Origin of the sequence: uncultured Winogradskyella sp. (assembly GCF_947498345.1) — a bacterium.
GTDB lineage: Bacteria > Bacteroidota > Bacteroidia > Flavobacteriales > Flavobacteriaceae > Winogradskyella.
The window spans coordinates 123,381-144,313 of record NZ_CANMJY010000010.1; the positions used below are offsets into that span (position 1 = coordinate 123,381).

Genomic DNA, 20,933 nt, shown 5'->3' on the forward strand with positions numbered 1-20,933 from the left:
GTGCTTGTTACAACTTAAGGTGAAATATTATAATTGACCTTGAAACTACACCATGGTGACACTCTGTTAACTTTTAAAACTAGAATAATTTACACTCTAATTTTAAAATGTTGTTTGGCTTGTTCTTTTCTAAAGAATACAAAGGCTAAATGGAAGCAATCTACGGTTACGGTTACTGTCTTATGAGCTTTAATATATTCCCATGCTTCTGTCATTCCTTTTGACCAGTATATATCATCAAACACAAAAACAGTGTCGTTATGAATCTTTGGTAAGAGTGATTTGAAGTATTGAATTGTAGCTGCTTTATTGTGATGACCATCAAAGAAAATAAAATCAAATTTATCTTCTTTTAGTGATGGAATGATTACCGTAAAATCACCATTAATAAACGTTACGTTTTTTATCTCTAATTCTTTGAATTTTGATTTAGCAAAGTTTGATGTATTTGGGCAACCTTCAATTGTACTAATCTTAGAAAACTTGTTAGCTAATGCAAGAGCATATGTTCCCATACCTAGTGATGTACCTAACTCTAGAATAGTATTGAAGTTGAAATACTGAGTTACTCTAAATAATAATTTGGATTCTTTTTTAGAGCTACTCGAAGTTTTTACCATTTGGTTAACTTTACGCTTATTAGTTCCTAAGGTCTTAGAGCCTTCTCCTAAGTCTGTAATTTGTAGTACTGCTCTTGAAGACTTTAATATTTTGTGATAGTCCGTAAGTTTCTGGTAAGCAGAATAATTTACTTTGTTATATAGGCATTTAGTTACAAAGTTATAGACAAAAGGTGAGTGTACACCATGTTGGTTGGTTGAAGTGAAAAGGAATTTTATGTAACTTATTACTTGATACATTTACCCTTCTAATTTTTCAGCCAATTCAAACCATCGTAATTCTTTTTCTTCTATTGCATTTATTATAGTTTGAAGCTCGTCTGATAATACATTGATATCTTCTTGTGATAATTCGGGATTATTAAATTTTGCTTCTAAGGCGGTTTTGTCTAACTCTAAAGACCGAATTTTAGATTCTAAATTTTTGTATTCCTTTTGCTCATTGTAAGATAATTTGTTGGCTTCGTTTTGCTTTACGGCTTTTGTATTATTGGTTTTTGCAGAAGCTTCAATTTGTTTTGGTAAGCTACTATCATATACTCTGAAGTCTGAATAATTTCCTGGGAAATCATCGACTTTGCCATGACCTCTAAATACAAAAAGATGATCCACGATTTTATCCATAAAATACCGATCATGTGATACAACCAAAAGTACGCCTGGGAAATCCATTAAAAAACTTTCTAGTACGTTAAGTGTAACAATATCTAAATCGTTAGTAGGTTCATCCAGGATTAATACGTTTGGGTTTTGGATAAGAACGGTACATAAATAGAGGCGTTTTTGTTCGCCACCACTTAGTTTTTCAACAAAGTCATATTGTTTTTTTCTGTCAAACAAAAAGCGTTCTAATAGTTGTTGAGCACTTATTTGTCTACCTTTAGCTAAGGGAATGTAATCTCCATAAGCTCTAATAACATCAATAACTTTTTGCTCAGGTTTTACTGTGATACCACCTTGCGTGTAATAACCAATTTTTACGGTTTCACCAAGGATAATTTTCCCTCCGTCTGGTTGAAGACTACCCGTAAGTAGATTTAAAAATGTAGACTTTCCTGTACCATTTTTACCAATAATACCAATACGTTCGCCTTTTTTAAATGTGTAATCAAACCCATCAAGTATTTTTTTGTCTTTAAAGGCTTTAGATACATTATGAAACTCTATGATCTTACTGCCAAGACGTTCCATATTTATTTCTAATTGTACCTGATGGTCTTTTCGTCTTTGATGTGCTTTTTTCTTTATTTCAAAGAAGTCGTCTATTCTACTTTTAGATTTTGTGGTACGTGCTTTGGGCTGGCGACGCATCCAATCTAATTCTTTTTTAAAGAGTTGCTTTGCTTTACCAGTCTCAATAGCTTGATTTTCAATTCGTGCTTCTTTCTTTTCCAGGTAGTATGAGTAGTTACCTTTGTAAGTATATAATTGACCATGATCTAGTTCTATGATTTCATTACAAACGCGTTCTAAAAAATACCTATCGTGAGTTACCATAAAAAGCGTTTGTTGGGTTTTTGCAAAGTAATCTTCTAACCATTCAATCATTTCTAGATCGAGATGATTAGTGGGCTCATCTAAAATTAAAATATCAGGTTTACTTAGTAAAGCTTGGGCCAGAGCTAATCGCTTTTTTTGTCCTCCAGAAAGTGTACTTACCTTTATGGTTAAATCATCTAACTTTAATTGGGATAATGTCTGTTGGTATTGCGTTTCAAATTCCCAAGCATTGCTTCTGTCCATAGCTTCAAAAGCTAATTGATAGGCTTCAATGTCTTCAGGGTTTTTTAAAGCATTTTCGTAAGCTTCAATGGTTTTTAAAATAGGTATATCTGATGCAAAAATCGTTTCTTCAATAGTGAGTTTATGGTCTAGATCGGGTTCTTGATCTAAGAATGCAAGTCTTAGCCCTTTTCTAATGACTATTTGCCCTTCATCTGGTGAGTCTTTTCCAGATAATATATTCAGAATTGATGTCTTTCCGCTTCCATTTTTAGCCACAAAAGCAATTTTCTGATCTTTATGTATACTAAATGACAAATCCTTGAAAAGAATAAGCTCTCCATAAGACTTAGATATATTTTCTACGTTGAGGTAATTCACGCTAAATTTTTTACAAAGAAAAGCAAATAAACCAAAAAGAATACCAATAGTTTTGTTATTGCTCTTGATACATTATATTTGTCTATAAACATCCACTTTACCCATGAGAAGCATCAAGCTTTTGATTATTGTTCTTAGTTGTATTATTGTCTCTTCTTGTATTCCTCACAAAGACACGGTGTATTTACAGAATAAGGAAAATGCTAAAAATGATACGATTCCATATAACTTATCTGAAGTTCAAAAACCTTACAGAGTTCAGATAGATGATATTCTAAATATTAGAATAAAAGTTTTAGATCAGGACAATGTTCAGATTTTTAATCCGATTGGTGATGGTAATCTTAATGCCAGTAGTGCAGAACGTGCATATTTTGATGGATTTACTGTAGATATTCATGGCAATGTTAGAATACCTGTTTTAGGCGATATGAATGTCCTGGGTTACACTGCTGCCGAGATTGAAGAAAAGATTAAGACAAAACTATTAGATGAACAGTTTAAAGAAACATCAAACATTTTTGTTACTGTGAAATTGGCTGGTTTGCGATATACAGCTACTGGAGAAATAAATAGTCCCGGTACAGTAATACTATTTAAAGAACGTGTTAATATTTTTGAAGCGATTGCAAATGCAGGGGAAATTCCACTAACAGGGGATAAAAAAGATATTAAGATAATACGTCAATATCCTCAAGGTCAAAAGATTCATAGTTTAGATTTAACCAATGTTGAAGTAATGAAGTCACCATACTATTATATTCAGCCGAATGATATTATCTACGTAAAACCCTTGAGGCAAAAATCTTTGGGTACTGGTGAAACAGCAGTGTCTAGTATCTCAACCATAGCCTCTATTGTATCATTATTTGCAACTAGTGTTTTACTTTTTACAAGACTGTAGAATATGGATTATAAAGATTTTGAAGATATTGATTCGCATGAATCCCAACGTGTAGGTTTTGACTTTAAAGGGTTTTTATTTAAAGCACTAAACCTATGGAAGCTGGTTTTACTTTGTATTGGAGTAGCACTAATAATTGCTTATTTTATCAATGTTAGAAAGCAGAATATCTATAAGTTAGATTCTTTAATTACAGTTAATAATGATCAAAATCCTTTTTTTACAGCCAATACCAGTATCTCTTTTAATTGGGGTGGTGTATCTGGTAAGGTCGGGAGTATTATTACTGAAGTAAAAACCAGAACGCATAATGAGTTGGTTATTGATTCTCTGGAATACTATAAAGAGTATTTAAAAGAAGGGAAATACCATTTAATTGATGTGTATAAAACGGCACCATTTGATATTGTGTTGGACAAGTCTAAAATACAAATACTCAATAGACCTATTGGAATTAAGATTATAGACAAGCAAAAATACGAGTTGTTTTATGAATTTGAAAAATCTAAAGCTTTAGGACAGAGGTTTGATACTAAAGAAAAAGAAGCTATAAATCTTACTCCTGGACCTTTTAGACAAGCATTTAATTTTGGTGACATTGTAAGTTTACCTTTTTTTAATGGAAAAATTACATTAAAACCAAGTGTAGATGTATCTGGTAATGATAATTATTTTGTAAGATGTTTAGATTTTGACAAGGTTGTAGACCGCTATAAAAAAACAATTAAAATAGAGCCATCATCTCGTGATGCTTCTTCGGTGCTTAGACTGTCGCTTATTGGCAAAAATAAATCTAAGATTGTTGATTTTCTCAACGCTACATCTGCTATTCTCAGAAAAACAGAATTAGAGCGTAAAAATCTTTATGCTACAAATACCATAAAGTTTATTGATAGTAGTTTAGGTAATGTCAATGACAATTTAAAGTCTGTTACAGATGAAATGAATGCTTTTAGAAAGACAAATAAAGTATTTAATGTAGAAGAAGAAATCCTTCAAATTTCAGAACAGCTTAAAACTTATGACCAGGAGCGATTATTAGAAGAATCTAAATTAAATTATTTAAATACTTTAGAAAAGTACCTTAGAAATAAAAATGATTATAGTCAAATCGCGGCACCTTCAACAGTAGGTATAAGCGAAGTAAATATATTATCGAGTGTTAGTAGGATTATAGGGTTATCTGTTCAAAGAAGAAACCTTGAATATTCAACTAAGGAAGGCTCTGTATTATTCGACGATATAGACCGTAAGATAGAAACCGAAAAAAATGTCCTTTTAGAGGCTATAAACTCTACAAGGAATACTATTAGTGTACAATTAAGTACTGTAAACAATAAGATAGCAAATTTAGAAGGAAAATTAATAGGTCTTCCTGAAGATCAGCAAGAATATTTAAAAATACAACGAAAGTTGGATTTGAGTAGAGAAGCCTATGATATTTACCAAGCGAAACGTGGTGAAGCAGCCATTGTAAAAGCAGCAAATGTATCTGATATTACAGTAATCGATGAAGCTAAAGATATTGGAAACCCACCTGTAGGACCCAAGCGATCACTAAACTATATGATGGCATTAATGATTGGGTTTTTTACTCCAATGTTTTTGATATTTGTTATTTACCTGTTGGATAGTACCATCCACGGCTCTGATGAGATTGAGAAAATGTCTAAAATTCCAATTTTAGGACTTATCGGAAAATATCGTTACAAGAATAATCTGGTGGCTTATGAGAAACCTAAGTCGGCCGTAGCTGAGTCGTTTAGAGCCATACGGTCAAGTTTGCAATTTATATTTAAGAATAACCCATCGGATACTAAGGCAAGCACATTGATGATTACCTCTTCGGTAAGTGGTGAAGGAAAAACATTTACATCTATCAATATTGCCACAGTTTATGCCATTTCTGGTAAAAAAACTATTTTATTAGGATTAGATTTACGTAAACCTAAAATCTTTGATGATTTTAATATTACTAATGAAAAAGGAGTGGTAAATTATTTAATTGAAGATAGTGAGTTAAATGAAATCATTACAAACACACATGTCGAAAATCTGGACTTAATAACATCGGGTCCAATACCTCCAAACCCTTCGGAGCTCTTAATGGGAAACAAACTAAAAGAGCTTATAACTTTACTTAAGCAAGAGTACGATATAATTATTTTAGATACACCACCATTAGGTTTAGTAACTGATGCTTTAGAATTAACACAGTACACAGATGCTACGATTTTTATGGTAAGATTAGACTATACTAAAAAAGGAATGCTTCAGCTTGTTAATGCAAAGTATAGAAGTGGTGAATTAAAGAATGTGAGTTTTGTACTAAACTTCTATAAGCACAAGAATAATCACAATTATGGTTATGGTTACGGCTATGGTTACGGCTATGGTTACGGCTATGGTGTTTACGGTAATGCTTATCACGAGAGAGATAATCAGTCCTTTTTTAAGAAGATTAAGAATTACTTTAAACGGTTGTAACCAGTTATACCTTAAATTTTGATTACTAAAAAACAACTCATCATTAAACGCATCTTTGATGTTGTTTTGGCATTAGTAATGCTCCCGTTTTTAATACTTCCAATTATAATTTTGGTTATTGCTGCTAGCATTGACACTAAGAGGCATGGGGTGTTTTCTCAGTGGCGAGTAGGACAAAATGCAAGATTGTTTAAGATATATAAAATAAGGACATTAAAAGAAGAAACACATAAATTAGGGCACTTAGAAAAAAGTGCCACAGTACTTGGTAAGTTTTTAAGACAAACAAAATTAGACGAATTGCCACAAATTTATAATGTATTAATTGGTGATATGAGTTTTGTTGGTCCAAGGCCTGATGTTCAGGGTTTTGCAGATAAGTTACAAGGTGAAGATCGTATTGTTTTAAAAGTAAAACCAGGAATAACAGGTGAGGCTACTTTAAAGTACAAGGATGAAGAACGTGTATTAGAACGGCAAAATGACCCAGAACATTACAACAGAACGATTATTTGGGTAGATAAAGTGAAAATCAACAAAAACTACGTCTTGAATTATAGTTTTTCTTTAGATTTGAGGCTCATTTTAAAATCTACTTTAAACAAATGACACATTCTGAAGACAAAATTGCAATCATAGGATTAGGTTATGTCGGTTTGCCCCTCGCTGTAGAATTCGCAAAACAATTCTTTGTAGTTGGTTTTGACATCAACAAACAGCGCATCAACGAATTAAATTCTGGTTTAGATAAGACACTAGAGGTTGACAATGATAATTTAAAATCTGTTTTAACTACAGATTTAAATGCTAATAAAGGATTATATATCACAGATAACTTAGATGCATTGTCAGTTGCTAATATTTATATTATCACTGTGCCAACACCAACTGATGCTCTAAATAAACCTGTTTTTACACCTTTAATTAAGGCTAGTGAGACCGTAGGTAAAGCTATGAGCAAAGGTGATATTGTAGTTTACGAGTCAACAGTATATCCAGGTGCTACCGAAGATATATGTATTCCAGTAGTTGAAAGTACTTCTGGTATGGTCTATAATAAAGATTTTTATGCAGGATATTCGCCAGAGCGAATTAATCCAGGTGATAAAAAACATACTGTAACTAAAATATTAAAAGTGACTTCGGGCTCTACGCCAGAAGTTGCTAAAAAAATAGATGATTTATATAAGACTGTTATTACTGCAGGCACGCATTTAGCGCCTTCAATAAAGGTGGCTGAAGCTGCTAAAGTTATTGAAAACTCTCAGCGTGATATCAATATTGCATTTGTTAATGAGTTGTCTAAGATTTTCAGACTTTTAGATATAGATACCAAAGCTGTATTAGAAGCTGCAGGTACTAAATGGAACTTTTTAAAATTTTCACCAGGACTGGTGGGTGGTCACTGTATAGGTGTTGATCCCTATTATTTAGCTCAAAAAGCAATTGAATCTGGTTATAACCCAGAGATTATATTGGCAGGTCGTAAAATGAATGATAGTATGGGGAGTTACGTAGCTACCGAAACTGTTAAGATGATGATAAAGAAAGGGGCAACTATAAAAGGTTCTAATGCGCTAGTCTTAGGGATTACTTTTAAAGAAAACTGCCCTGATATAAGAAACTCTAGAGTTATAGATATTATTGAGGAGTTACAATCTTATCACGTCAATGTTGATGTATATGACCCTTGGGCTTCATCAGAAGAGGTAAAGCATGAGTATAGTTTAGATTTAAAATCTTCAATGTCTCAGTTAAAATCTAATTATGATGCCATTATTTTGGCAGTATCGCATAACGAGTTTTTAGAATTGTCTATCGATAATCTTAAATCTGATATGTGTGTGGTTTTTGATGTAAAATCATTATTACCACATAATACCGTGGATGCGCGTTTGTAAACCAAATCAACTTTTATGTACTCAAATCAATACCATAAAGAAGACCTGTTTAATTTAAGTTTTTTAATAACAGGAGGAGCTGGTTTTATTGGCTCTAATATTGTTGAATATCTCTTAAAATATGATGCTAAAAAAGTTAGAGTTTTAGACAATTTTTCAAACGGATATCGCGAAAACTTAACTGAATTTATGGATAATCCTGCTTTTGAATTACTTGAAGGAGATATCAGGGATTTAGAGACATGTAAGAAAGCTATGGAAGGGATAGACTATGTATCTCACCAGGCTGCATTAGGTTCAGTACCGCGTTCTATTAATGATCCTGCTACCTCAAATGAGGTTAATATTTCAGGTTTTTTGAATATGCTAATTGCTTTAAAGGATAGCTCAACTGTAAAACGTATGGTCTATGCAGCGTCGAGTTCTACTTATGGTGATAGTAAATCTCTACCTAAAATAGAAGATAATATAGGTAAACCATTATCACCTTATGCGGTAACAAAATATGTTAATGAATTGTATGCAGATGTTTTTGGAAAAACTTATGATACTGATGTCATAGGTTTACGTTATTTTAACGTATTTGGACCAAAGCAAAGCCCTAATGGAGCTTATGCGGCAGTAATTCCACTATTTATGCAGGCATTAAAAGATAATGAAGCTTCAAAAATCAATGGAGATGGAGAGCAAACAAGAGACTTTACATTTGTTGATAACGCTGTTCAAGCTAATGTTAGAGGGTTTTTTGCTTCAAAAGAAGCGGCTAATGAAGTGTTTAATGTAGCTTGTGGAGAGCGTATTTCAGTAAACTATCTTTGGGACTCACTTAGAGTTGCAGCAGATTCAGATTTAAAAGCTGTATATGGACCACCAAGACAAGGAGATGTAAGAGACTCACTGGCTGATATTTCAAAAGCCGAAAAATTATTGAGTTATAAACCTCAATATACCGTTAGAGAGGGCTTAAAAATCACTTGGGATTATTTTAATTAAGTGAATAAATACACCTAAGCTTTATTATCAAAATACCGAATAAATAGTATATTAGCGTGATTAACAAAAACACGTTGATTTGACTACCCAAAAAGAAGATGAATGGTTATACACAATCTCTAGTAAGAGAAAGTTCATCGACTTTAACTTCAAAGAAATTTGGAGATATAGAGATTTGCTGGTACTTTTTGTAAAAAGAGATATTGTTACTTTATACAAACAAACAATTCTCGGTCCGCTTTGGTATTTAATTCAACCTTTATTTACTTCGGTAATATTTACACTCGTTTTTAATAATTTAGGAGATATAAAAACTGGTGGTATCCCTCCGTTTTTATTTAATCTCGCTGGGATTACAGCGTGGAATTATTTTAAAGATTGCCTAACTAATACTTCAAATACATTTACAAAGAACCAAGGTATATTCGGTAAAGTTTATTTCCCTAGAGTTATATTGCCTATGTCTATAACTGTCTCTAACCTCTTAAAGTTTGGGATTCAACTATTAATCTTTATAGGATTCTTTATCTACTATAGCTGGGCAGGTCATGATTTAGATTTTAGTGGATATATTCTATTGTTTCCACTATATGTTATTATAATGGGTATGTTAGGTTTAGGATTGGGAATGATATTTTCATCTTTAACTACAAAATATAGAGATTTGACAGTACTACTTAATTTTGCTGTTCAGTTGTTAATGTATGTCTCGGCAGTTCCGTATCCTATGTCTGAGGCCAAAGCCAAATTTCCACCATTGGTGGCAAAAATTGTAGAGTATAATCCTGTGACCCAGATTATAGAAGGGTTTAGGTATATGTTACTAGATACAGGCGACTTTAATCTTGGTAAATTTTTATATACCTTATTGATTAGTATAGGACTGTTTATGTTAGGTCTTGTTATTTTTAATAGAACCGAGAAATCATTTATTGATACCGTTTAGTATATGTTAGATGTCATTTTAAAAGTCGATCATATTAGCAAGCAATACCGATTAGGAGTGGTTGGTACAGGTACTTTGAGTCATGATCTTAAGCGTTGGATCTACAAGATAAGAGGCAAGGAAGATCCCTTCTTAAAAATAGGGGATAAAAACGATAGAAATTCTAAAGCTAAAAGTAATTATGTATGGGCTTTAAAGGATATTAGTTTTGAAGTCAATAAAGGTGAAGTACTAGGTATTATAGGAAAAAATGGAGCAGGTAAATCTACACTGCTAAAGATATTATCTAGAGTTACCAGCCCAACCACTGGAGAAATAAAGACCAAAGGGCGAATAGCATCCTTGTTAGAGGTAGGAACAGGTTTTCATCCAGAGCTTACCGGTAAAGAAAATATTTATCTAAATGGCGCGATTTTAGGAATGACTAAATCGGAGATAAAAGCAAAGGAGGAAGAAATAATAGAGTTTTCGGGATGTCAGAGATATATAGATACACCTGTAAAGCGTTATAGCTCTGGTATGCGTGTGCGCTTGGCTTTTGCGGTAGCTGCATTTTTAGAACCCGATATTTTAGTGGTTGATGAAGTTTTGGCAGTAGGTGATGCAGAGTTTCAAAAGAAAGCCGTTGGTAAGATGCAGGATATTAGTAAAGGAGACGGAAGAACAGTGCTGTTTGTTAGTCATGATATGGGAGCTATTCAAAATTTGTGTAATAGATGTGTTATTTTAAATGATGGACTAATACAAAGTATTAAACCTACAAGTGAAGCCATAAAAGAATACCTAACGATTAATGTTTTGGATAGTGGTTCTGTAAAAGAGTTTCAAAAGGAAGCAACTTTAGTGAAAATGTTATCAGCGGAAATTCAAAATAATGGTATTTCAACGACTAACTTTCATAGTGGGGATGATCTAGATTTATTCGTTAGTATCGAAAATGAAGAGCATGTACCAGTTAACTTATTTGTTGGTTTATATGATCAATATGGTGAGAAGATTGCGCATTTTGGTAATACATACTCTAAATTTGATATAAAAAGTGAGTCAACAAAAGTATGTGTGAAATTAAAGAGGTTACCATTTGTTGAAGGTAGGTTTCATATAAATTTATCATTGCATGCATATGGTAAACCACATCATCTTGAAAAAGAAGTTTTTGCCTTTGAAGTATCTCCTGGGGATTATTATAATATGGGAAAGAATGTGCTTAGAAATAATGGGAAATTTTTAATGAATGTTGGTTGGAATGAGACTTAGAAAAAAAATTCATAGAATAAAACCGAGGATTAAAAACTTTTTTTCTAAAAAAATCCTTGCAAGGCTAGATGAAGAGGGTATTTTTTTAGCGAAATTGTATTACTTTTTTCTGGATTCATCTTTTAACCGTGAAATGCTTAGTGTTCTTCTAGGTAAGAAAGTCCATAATTCTAGAAATGAAAATCTAGAATCTAATCAAGCATTTCTTCGAAGAAGTACACATAGAATTGAAAAAGGACTTATAGTACCCAAACAAAAAAAACATTATGCCTTAGGTTATATATATGATACATGTAGAATACTTAGGGTTACTTATAAAGATATAGATGAGAAATCATTAAGCTGGGTTGTTGATGTATTAGATGCTTACTTTAAAAGGGCAGATGATACTTTAGACGTAATTAAAAAATCTAAAAAAGAGTTTGATGCTATAAGAAGTAAAATCTCAATACAGCAAGAGCCAAATATTAAATCTATACCATTTGAGCATAAAGAGTTAGAAGCTTCTAAAATTGCATTCTCTGATTATTTGAAGTTGACCGAAAGAAGACATTCAGTTAGATATTTTGAAAATGGTTTAGTAGATAAGACACTTATAGAAAATGCAGTGAGTGCAGGTTTGCAATCACCAAGTGCTTGTAATAGACAACCTTTTGAAGTTTTAGTTTTACAAGATAAAAATGTAATATCTAAAGCTGTAGAACTACCAATGGGAGTTCAAACGTTTAAAGATGAAATAAAAAATTTGGCAATTGTATTAGGTGACCTTAGCTATTATTCTGAAGAAAGAGATCGTCATATAATTTACATAGATAGCGGTCTCTTTGTTATGAGTTTTGTTTTAGGACTTGAAGCTCAAGGTTTATCTTCTTGTGTCATTAATTGGCCAGATATTGAAGAAAGAGAAAATAGTCTATATAAACAATTTAAAATACCTAAGCATAAAAGATGTATATGTTTTATTGCTTTTGGATATGCAAAGAGTAAGGGCTTAGTGCCTTTTTCAGAAAAAAAAGAAGCATCAGATATTGTAATGTACAATGAATATTCAAATAGATAATACAGGGTTTAAAAATAAAGGTGCGGAGTTAATGCTTTGTTCTATAGTTGATAGGTACAAAAATGATAGTAATATTAGCTTAATATTTAAAGGTCATGCTACTTTTCAACAGAAAGCCTCTTTAGGCTTAAAGTCATTAATTTCGTTACGTAGATTTAAGATTAATTTTTCTTTTATCTTTCCTAAGAATAGATTCTCTAACTCTGGCGTTGAGCTTACAGAAAATATAGATGTACTTTTTGATGCCGGTGGGTTTCATATAGGAGACCAATGGATATATTCTGACACAGAAAAAAAAGATATTGATAAAAAAATAGCCTACTACAAATCTTTTAAAAAACAAGGCACTAAAATTGTTTTTTTACCTCAGGCAGCCGGATTATTCAAGAAAACATTATCTAAGCATTATTTTCAAAATATTTTAAAACACATAGATTTATTTATACTGAGAGATAAAGTTTCTTACGAATCATGTGTAAGTATAGTAGGAGAACATGATAAGTTGCTTTTATATCCTGATTTTACAAATATCTATACACCTACATCAAATATAATTTATGAAGCGTTTGAAGATAAAATTTGCCTTATTCCAAACGCTAAAATGCTTACACATACAGATCAAGAAAAGTCCAATGATTATATGCAGTTCATGAATACATTAGTTGCAAGATTATCAGAAGCAAATTTGGATTTATTTTTCCTTAACCATGAAGGTAAAGGAGATTTAGAGATAATTAATACGCTAAATAAAGGCTATAATTATCCTGTTATTTCAGATATTAATGCTAATGATGTAAAATATGTTATTGGTAAGTCTAAAGCTGTCGTTTCTTCTCGATTTCATGGTGTGGTTAGTGGTTTATCTCAAGCTGTTCCTACATTTTGTACTTCATGGAGCCATAAGTATGAGGAATTGATGAAAGACTATGCTCACGAAGGTGTTCTAAACTTAGAAGATTATGAGAAAAGTATTGATAAAATATTTAGAGTTATAAACAATGATAACTTATACACAGAATGTGTCAATCATTTAAGGGATTATGTTACTGTTGAAAAAAGTAAGACTATGGAAATGTGGAATAAGGTAAATCATATTATAAACTATAATGGATAAATGCTTGTCTCAATAATAATTCCCACTTTTAATCGCGCTCACTTAATAAGTGAAACTTTAGACTCTGTTTTTGCGCAAACCTATACTGACTGGGAATGCCTCATTATAGACGATGGGAGTAGTGATAATACAAAAGAAGTTGTTGAGACTTATGTGGCAAAAGACCCTCGTTTTAAGTACTATAAACGGCCAAAACAACACAAATCTGGTGGTAATGGCGCACGAAACTACGGTTTTATAAAAAGTAAAGGAGAACTCATCAATTGGTTTGATAGTGATGACTTAATGACCAAAGATTTCCTTAAGCTTAAGGTAGAAACCTTAATATCTAAAAAGATAGATTTTGTAGTAAGTAAAACAAAATACTTTAATAAAGACAATCACGATTTTAAATATTATGAGTTTAATGCCAATGATGTAACTTTTGAAAGTTTCGCTATGGGTCATATTAACTGGAGTACACCAGATACAATGGTAAAAAGAGCATTAGTCAATACCATAACCTATAATGAAAATTTAAAAGCAGGGCAAGAATATAATTTTATATGTAAATTATTATTGAAAACCACATCCATGGCAACTGTAGATCATTTTTTAACACTCAGAAGAGCTCATGAGGATTCTATTAGATCCCGAAGAATTGCTGATGAACATTATTATTTAGAATCTAAGTTTAATGCACATTGGCTTACATATACAGATGTTAAAGCCCTAACAGACCATAAAGATTTTAGCCGTTACTCTTTATTAAAATGTATCACATGTTATTTACAAAGCCGCAATGCTTTTAAATTACCAAAAGGGTTTGGTAAATCATTAAAAGAAGTGTTTAAAAACAGAGCAAATGCGTTTTATTTGGCAAAAGCCACCAATCAACTATTTGGTAAGTATAACTATTTTTATAAACGTTTAAAGTAGTTATGAAAACCGCCTTTTGCACTTTTATTTACAGTAAATACTATAAATACATACCTTATTATATATATTCAATAGGCCAATCTTACCCAGATTCGGATATCATTATTTTGTACGATGGCATATTACCAAAAAAATATAAGCATTATGTTGAAAATAGCCATAACACTATTTTAAAAGAATCTTTTACTAAAGGACATAATTGGGTTAAAGAATTAAAACATCGTGGTGCAAAATACCAGTCCATAAGGCACATCTTAATGCTCGATGTGTTTTTTAATTATGATTATATCTATTTTGGGGATGTAGATATTTTAGTTTTAAAAGAAGCCTATAATTTATTTCAGTTTCATAGAGATCAATGTGCTAAAACCCAACTTCCATTTAGTAATAAAGTTAGACCATCTGTAGCGCATGAAAATATACCTTCAAAACGATTAACAGGCCTTCATTTTGTTGAGGTAAAACCATACTATACTGCATTAAAACCAGTTATTGAAAAATTCTTAAGTGATAGTACCTATAGAAATCAGTTATTAAAAGATACCGAACGTAATGAGCATGTGCTTTACAATTTGTGCAAAGCGGCATTTAATTTTGATGCAGAAAAACTTTTGCATAATTTACGTCCATGGCATGGATTTCATTTGGGTTTAGTGAGAGGTAAAAATTATCTCAATATAGAAACTGTAAAACAAAACTCAAGTCTAGATTTACAACTTCTAAAAGCTGAACTAAATCGTTTAAATAGTAATGGTGAAATTAATAAGCTATTAATGAAGTATTATTGCTTTCAGGTATATCAAACCTATTTGTATTTAGGGTTAGACTTAGCTTATAGCGTTCATTTAAAGTATAAATTTATGGAAGCCAAAAGAAAACTAATTACTAAATTAAAGTATCGATAAAGTATAGAGAATGCCAAGAAATATATGTCATATAGTTAAGGCTTTTGGTAATAAAAATCAAACGTATACAAAAGATTTGTTAGAGCTACTTAATACTACCTCTAACGATAATCATTTTGTTTTTTGTCATAGGTTATTTGTAAAGACAGATAGGATTACAGTTTTTACTATTAAACAATATAATCGTATTCAGTTTTTATTAATTCATTTAAAACTATATACTTTTGATAGTGATTATAGAGATTTAAGTAAAGTATTACCATTGAGTGTGTTGCAAAAATGGATTGTACTGTGCATCAATAAACCAGATATACTTCATTTACATCATATGCATGCTATACCCTTACCATTATTGCGATACTTTAAATGTAATAAGGTAAAGGTAATTATGTCATTGAGAGGAAGAGATTTGCTGATCGATACTCAAAATGAAACCCAACAGATATTATTAAAGCAAAAATTAAGCTTAGCAGACATAGTCCATAATATTAGTGCCTATATGAGTACTTATCTCAAAGATCAATTACATATAGAATCTAAAGTGATATACAGAGGACAAGAACTGCCAAAAGCTAAAAATATAAAAACAGACTTCGACAAAACAGATGTTATAAGATTAATTGCTGTTGGGAGATTAGAATGGGTTAAAGGACACATTTATAGTATAGAAAGTGTACATAGGCTAAGGCAAAAAGGTTACAATGTAACATTAGATATTTATGGAGATGGCAGTTTAAAAGAATATTTTAACTACAGAATTAATCAGTTAGAATTACAAGATTCTATTAGCTTAAAAGGACATCTAGATAATAAAGAGCTTAAAGAGCATTATAAAAACTATGATGTAGCTTTACAACCGTCATTAAGCGAGGCGCTTTCAAACGGATTGGTAGACCTTATGATGCATAATCTACCATGTGTGATAACCAATGTTGGTGGAATGCCAGAAGTCATTGTGCACCAGAAAAGTGGAGTTGTGATTAGTGTGAATGATATGGTAGCGTTAGACAATGCCATTTTAGAAGCTAATAGTATGAATTTTGATGAATTAAGGTTGCATAATGAAACGCACAAAAAACAATTTTCAAGGGATGTAGAGCTTAAGGAATTTAATAAACTTTATAATGCTGTATGATTAACAATACAACATATATTCATTTAGGGTTGCACAAAACAGGTTCTACGTTTTTTCAAAAAACATTTTATCCTGGTTTTAATGAGTTTAATTATTTGCCATTACGAGATATGACTGTTTTGGGTGAGTTTAATCAATATATACTCAGAGAACATCCTTTGACATATGATGTAGGAATAGCCAGAGAATTGTTTTTTAAAAATCTTTCAGAAGAATTTCTTGCTGATAAAAGCATTACTTTATGTGAAGAGCAATTATCAGGTTTGCCTTTACAAAATGCAAGTAACAGGAGATTGATTTTTGATCGTTTACATGCTTTTTTTCCTAATGCCAAATATATTTTAGTTTTAAGAAACCAAAGAGATTTTATTGCGAGTATGTATGCCGAATACCTCAAAAAAGGAGGTATGGCTAGCCTTAATGACTTTTTAGCTCAAAAGAATACCCAACTCAACTTCTCAAGAGGGACTTATTTAAATTACTATGCCTACTATCATTATATAAAAGAACTGGTAGGTGAAGCGCGTATTAAAGTTTTATACTACGAAAAGCTAAAGACAAATAGATCATCTTTTCTTGAAGAATTACAAGACTATTTCGGTTTTAAAATAAGTGTGTCTGAGGATATTTTAGATTCTAAAAACAACGTTTCTATTAAACAAGAGAAGCTTGAATCATTACGCTTTTATAATAGAATAGGAAAAACAGCTTACCATAAAGAGCATTTAATACCTAGACGATTTAAAAAATCCGTAATGGCTATTCATAATTTTATAAGCTCAAATAAAACTATAGATAAACATGCTGTTACGCATTATTTAAAAACATTGGATTTAAATAATGAGAAGCTTCCTGATTATATAAACATTAAAGATTATGGTTATTAAGAGTATAGATTATAAGCTTCTATTAAATAATTAAGCACCTAAATAATTGAACGGTTCAAAAAAATTAAATATCATAATTTTTGACGGTAGTTTTAAAACTACGGCTTTTATTAATAGGCTTATTCTTGGGCTTTCAAGACGACACAATGTATTTGTTCTAGGGTTTAATACAGATATTGAAAAAAAATTAGAAGGTGTTAGGTATATAAATCTAGGAAACAATACTAATAAAGTAAATTTTCTTTTGGTATCTCTAAAACTTGCGCTTCAAACTGTATTTTATTCTGGTGGTATTAAGCGGTTCATTAAATTATTTAATATGCTATTGCATACCAATAGTTTAGGTGTAAAAAAACTGAATATTAGTAACAGTATATTGAAAATCAAACCAGATATTATACATCTACAATGGCCTACATTACTTCCTCTTGTAGAAGATGTAATATCGTTGAAAAAATATAGCATAGTGCTAAGTCAGCGTGGCTATCATATTAACGTAAGGGCTTCAGTAGATACAGAATATCAGAATTATTTAAAGCAATGGTATCCTAGGTTAGATGGATTTCATTCGGTGAGTAATACCCTAAAAGTAAACAGTAATTTAATACATAACTCAGCAAAGAAAATTGATAAAGTCGTTTATTCTGGGTTAGACCTAAAGTCAATAAATTTTAATAAATCCTATGAGAAAAGTGAACCGCTAAAATTATTGTCTGTTGGTCGTCCACACTGGAAAAAAGGATATAGTACCATGATACAAGCGTGTCATTTACTTAAAGAAAAAGGTCTTAAAATTAATTATACAATTATTGGGGCTGCTAATGATGAAGAGCTTATCTATTTAATAGAAGCTTATAATCTATCTTATGAGATAAAGCTTACTGATAAAGTCTCTCAAGATGAAGTATATGAAATTATGAGACGATCTTCTGTGTTTATTTTACCGAGTTTAGAAGAAGGAATTGCAAATGTAGTTATTGAGGCTATGGCTATTGGTTTGCCTGTAATCAGTACTAATTGCGGAGGTATGTCAGAGCTTATATCACATTTAAAAACAGGTATAATAACACCATTAAACAGTATTGACGCTTTAGTAGATGCCGTTGTAAAATTTAATGAACTAAGTTTAGATGAAATTGAAAAGATGCGAGTTGAAGCAAGGAAAAAAGTTGAAATACAACATAGTGAAGAGAAAATGATTGATGACATGGAAAGTCTTTATCGTAAATGTATAGATAAACCAACCGTATAAGTGAAAACAGTTAAAACGGATATCATACCAAAACGACAGCAATTTGCTAAGATTGCAGCTAGTCATACCCTAAATTATGAGGCTATTTGCGTTTTTATGGCAACAGGTTTTTTTCTCGATCAGGATTGTTATTATAAAGATGAAGTTTGTCTAAGGCCAGCAACTAATAATGTAATTGATAAAGATGGTATACTGGTTTCTAGTGAACCTTGGTTTAAATGGCATTATACACCTTCTAACCTTAGTTATGAAGAGGTTTTGATGAATTTTATGTCAGTTTTTGAAAATGTTATAGATCGTCAAACAACCAATCAAAAAGTAATATTACCATTATCTGGTGGCTTAGATAGTAGAACTCAAGCGGTAGCTTTAAAGCATCTCAAAAAAGATGTTACTTCATACAGCTATAACTTTGAAAATGGTTATCCGGAAACAAAACTATCTCAAGCTATAGCAAATGTGTGCAATTTTCCTTTCAAACCTTTTAGTATAACAAAACACTATTTGTGGAATCATATTCATGAGCTTGCCGAGATTAATAGTTGTCTTGCTGAATTTACACATCCTAGGCAGATGGCGGTTTTAGATGAGCTGAGGAACTTAGGTGATGTTTTTTCTTTAGGACATTGGGGAGATGTTTTGTTTGATGCGCAAACTAAAAATCAATTGTCCTTAGAGGAAGAGGTTAATTTAGTTCTAAAAAAAATAGTGAAACCTGGTGGATTAGAGTTGGCGATTAAACTTTGGCAATCTTGGAACTTAGAAGGAGAGTTTGAGGATTATTTAAGAAGCAGGGTTAAATCCTTATTAATGGATATTAATATAGATAATTCTAGTGCAAAAATCAGGGCCTTTAAATCTATGTATTGGGCTCCAAGATGGACTACGGCTAATCTTACTATATTTGAAGCAGCAGCACCAATAACATTACCATATTATAGTGATGAAATGTGCGAATTTATATGTAGTGTTCCCGAAGCTTATTTAGCAAATAGAAAATTGCAAATTGATTATATAAAACGACGAAATATTAAGCTAGCAAAAATTACATGGCATGAGCATAGACCTTTTAATTTAAATACATATCTATACAATAGAAAACCTTATAATTATCCTTACCGTATATTCAATAAAATTAAAAGGATTAAGAACAATTTAATAGGTCAAGCCTATGTGCAACGTAATTGGGAACTCCAGTTTCTAGGGACTAAAAATGACACATATTTGCGAAAATATTTATTTGAAAATGGCTTGGAAGTATTAGTTGAAAATGAAATTACTAAACATTTTTATAAAAGTTTTAGAGAGAAGAATAGTGTAAAATATTCGCACACGTTGAGTATGCTCTTAACACTCTCGCTATGGCAATCTACTTTTAATGGAAAAAACAAAACCTAAAATACTTTTTACTATACCCAATTTTAAAACAGCAGGAAGTCAGTTTGTGCTTCTCGCTATAATGCGTGGGATAAAAGAAACGTCTAGATATAAGGTTTTTGTAGCTGTAGAGAATAATTACGATTGTATACCAGAAGCGGTTTCAGAAAACGATTGTATTTTTTTAAATTATGAAGGTAAAACTATAAAGGACACCTTCTATCTATTGGGTTTACTTAAAAAGTATAGAATAGATATATTACATTCTTGGGATTATAAATCTTCTTTAGTTGAAGCTTTAGCATGTAGGTTATCTGGTACCAAATATCTTTATACTAAAAAGAATAATTCATGGTCAAAGCGATGGGTTTTTAAAAGTATATTGTCTAGTCATATTGCCTATGATAATCCAGAAATGGAAGAACGGTTTTTTAAAAATTGGTTATTAAAATCTAAAACGAGTTTTATTCCTCATGGTGTAGATTTAAACCTGTTTTTACCTCAAAACTCTAGAGAACGTAATACGTTTAATATATGTTGCATTGGTAATATAGTTGCTAATAAGAATCAGGGTCAAATCATTGAGGCTTTAGTAGAGTTACCAAAAAGTATTCATCTTAACCTATATGGTAGAGAGGATAATGATTACAGGCACTATTTAAATGAATTAGTCTCTAAGCACCGTTTGGAGAATCGTGTACACTTTTGGGGATATATAAAGAACTCAGAAATCCCACAAGTGCTGTCTAATCAAGATGTATTTGTATTGGCTTCTCGTCAAGAAGGTCTTCCTGTAAGTATTCTTGAAGCTTTAGCCTCAGGAATCCCGGTATTAAGTTCAGATTCTGGTGGAGGAGCACGTTATATTTTACATAACGGCAATGGTGGTTATATCTTCAATTCTTCTGAAGATTTAGTTGCAAAGATCAATAATTTATACAGCGACAAGATTTTGTATGAGGAATTAAAACTAAAAGCCGTAGAAAATGTAAGGTCACGTTTTTCCCTTCAAATGGAAATTAATGCCTACAAAGATTTATATTTGAAATTAATCAAATAATTGTACAGTTTTAC

General features: G+C 31.5%; 18 protein-coding genes. 16 read left to right on the top strand and 2 right to left on the bottom strand.

Annotated elements, in window-relative coordinates; genetic code table 11:
* Positions 1-89: 89 nt before the first annotated feature.
* Together Q0912_RS13840 and Q0912_RS13845 are read right to left on the bottom strand one after the other, a co-directional pair.
* Positions 90-860, bottom strand: a complete 771-nt coding sequence (locus Q0912_RS13840) for a class I SAM-dependent methyltransferase (protein WP_299116106.1) — start codon at positions 858-860, stop codon at positions 90-92.
* Positions 861-2,723 (bottom strand): ABC-F family ATP-binding cassette domain-containing protein, encoded by a 1,863-nt coding sequence (locus Q0912_RS13845; protein ID WP_299116108.1) that lies wholly within the window; start codon positions 2,721-2,723, stop codon positions 861-863.
* A gap of 103 nt (positions 2,724-2,826) precedes the next feature.
* Between Q0912_RS13845 and Q0912_RS13850 the strand changes: the two genes are divergently transcribed.
* The 16 genes from Q0912_RS13850 to Q0912_RS13925 all read left to right on the top strand — a co-directional run bounded on the left by Q0912_RS13850 (position 2,827) and on the right by Q0912_RS13925 (position 20,919).
* The gene (locus Q0912_RS13850) at positions 2,827-3,627 is read left to right on the top strand and encodes a polysaccharide biosynthesis/export family protein (protein WP_299116110.1); all 801 of its coding nucleotides are present in this window, start codon (positions 2,827-2,829) and stop codon (positions 3,625-3,627) included.
* 3 nt (positions 3,628-3,630) lie between these two features.
* Entirely contained in the window at positions 3,631-6,114 is a 2,484-nt protein-coding gene (locus Q0912_RS13855) for a tyrosine-protein kinase family protein (protein ID WP_299116112.1), read from the top strand.
* An 18-nt stretch (positions 6,115-6,132) separates the two neighbouring features.
* Positions 6,133-6,723 carry a sugar transferase gene (locus Q0912_RS13860; protein WP_299116114.1) on the top strand — a complete coding sequence of 197 codons (591 nt, stop codon included), beginning with the start codon at positions 6,133-6,135 and terminating at the stop codon, positions 6,721-6,723.
* A complete protein-coding gene (locus Q0912_RS13865; protein ID WP_299116116.1) occupies positions 6,720-8,015 on the top strand; it encodes a nucleotide sugar dehydrogenase in 1,296 nt (431 codons plus the stop codon). The genes Q0912_RS13860 and Q0912_RS13865 overlap by 4 nt, the downstream gene beginning before the upstream one ends.
* Positions 8,016-8,030: 15 nt before the next feature.
* Entirely contained in the window at positions 8,031-9,008 is a 978-nt protein-coding gene (locus Q0912_RS13870; protein ID WP_299116118.1) for an SDR family oxidoreductase, read from the top strand.
* A gap of 79 nt (positions 9,009-9,087) precedes the next feature.
* Positions 9,088-9,954 (top strand): ABC transporter permease, encoded by an 867-nt coding sequence (locus Q0912_RS13875; RefSeq protein ID WP_299116119.1) that lies wholly within the window; start codon positions 9,088-9,090, stop codon positions 9,952-9,954.
* Between the two features lie 3 nt (positions 9,955-9,957).
* Entirely contained in the window at positions 9,958-11,211 is a 1,254-nt protein-coding gene (locus Q0912_RS13880; RefSeq protein ID WP_299116120.1) for an ABC transporter ATP-binding protein, read from the top strand.
* Complete coding sequence (locus Q0912_RS13885) at positions 11,201-12,271, top strand: nitroreductase family protein (protein ID WP_299116121.1); 1,071 nt, start codon at positions 11,201-11,203, stop codon at positions 12,269-12,271. Before Q0912_RS13880 ends, Q0912_RS13885 begins: the two co-directional genes overlap by 11 nt.
* Positions 12,252-13,385, top strand: a complete 1,134-nt coding sequence (locus Q0912_RS13890; protein WP_299116122.1) for a polysaccharide pyruvyl transferase family protein — start codon at positions 12,252-12,254, stop codon at positions 13,383-13,385. Before Q0912_RS13885 ends, Q0912_RS13890 begins: the two co-directional genes overlap by 20 nt.
* The gene (locus Q0912_RS13895) at positions 13,386-14,303 is read left to right on the top strand and encodes a glycosyltransferase family 2 protein (protein WP_299116124.1); all 918 of its coding nucleotides are present in this window, start codon (positions 13,386-13,388) and stop codon (positions 14,301-14,303) included. It begins immediately after the preceding gene.
* A gap of 2 nt (positions 14,304-14,305) precedes the next feature.
* On the top strand, positions 14,306-15,208 hold the full coding sequence (locus Q0912_RS13900) for a hypothetical protein (protein WP_299116126.1): 903 nt from the start codon (positions 14,306-14,308) through the stop codon (positions 15,206-15,208).
* Positions 15,209-15,218: 10 nt separating this feature from the next.
* The gene (locus Q0912_RS13905) at positions 15,219-16,343 is read left to right on the top strand and encodes a glycosyltransferase family 4 protein (protein ID WP_299116128.1); all 1,125 of its coding nucleotides are present in this window, start codon (positions 15,219-15,221) and stop codon (positions 16,341-16,343) included.
* On the top strand, positions 16,340-17,230 hold the full coding sequence (locus Q0912_RS13910) for a sulfotransferase domain-containing protein (protein ID WP_299116130.1): 891 nt from the start codon (positions 16,340-16,342) through the stop codon (positions 17,228-17,230). The genes Q0912_RS13905 and Q0912_RS13910 overlap by 4 nt, the downstream gene beginning before the upstream one ends.
* A 46-nt stretch (positions 17,231-17,276) precedes the next feature.
* The gene (locus Q0912_RS13915) at positions 17,277-18,482 is read left to right on the top strand and encodes a glycosyltransferase family 4 protein (protein ID WP_299116132.1); all 1,206 of its coding nucleotides are present in this window, start codon (positions 17,277-17,279) and stop codon (positions 18,480-18,482) included.
* Complete coding sequence (locus Q0912_RS13920) at positions 18,483-19,880, top strand: asparagine synthase-related protein (protein ID WP_299116134.1); 1,398 nt, start codon at positions 18,483-18,485, stop codon at positions 19,878-19,880.
* Positions 19,861-20,919: a glycosyltransferase family 4 protein gene (locus Q0912_RS13925; RefSeq protein ID WP_299116136.1), complete on the top strand. Its 1,059-nt coding sequence runs from the start codon at positions 19,861-19,863 to the stop codon at positions 20,917-20,919. The genes Q0912_RS13920 and Q0912_RS13925 overlap by 20 nt, the downstream gene beginning before the upstream one ends.
* Positions 20,920-20,933 lie beyond the last annotated feature (14 nt).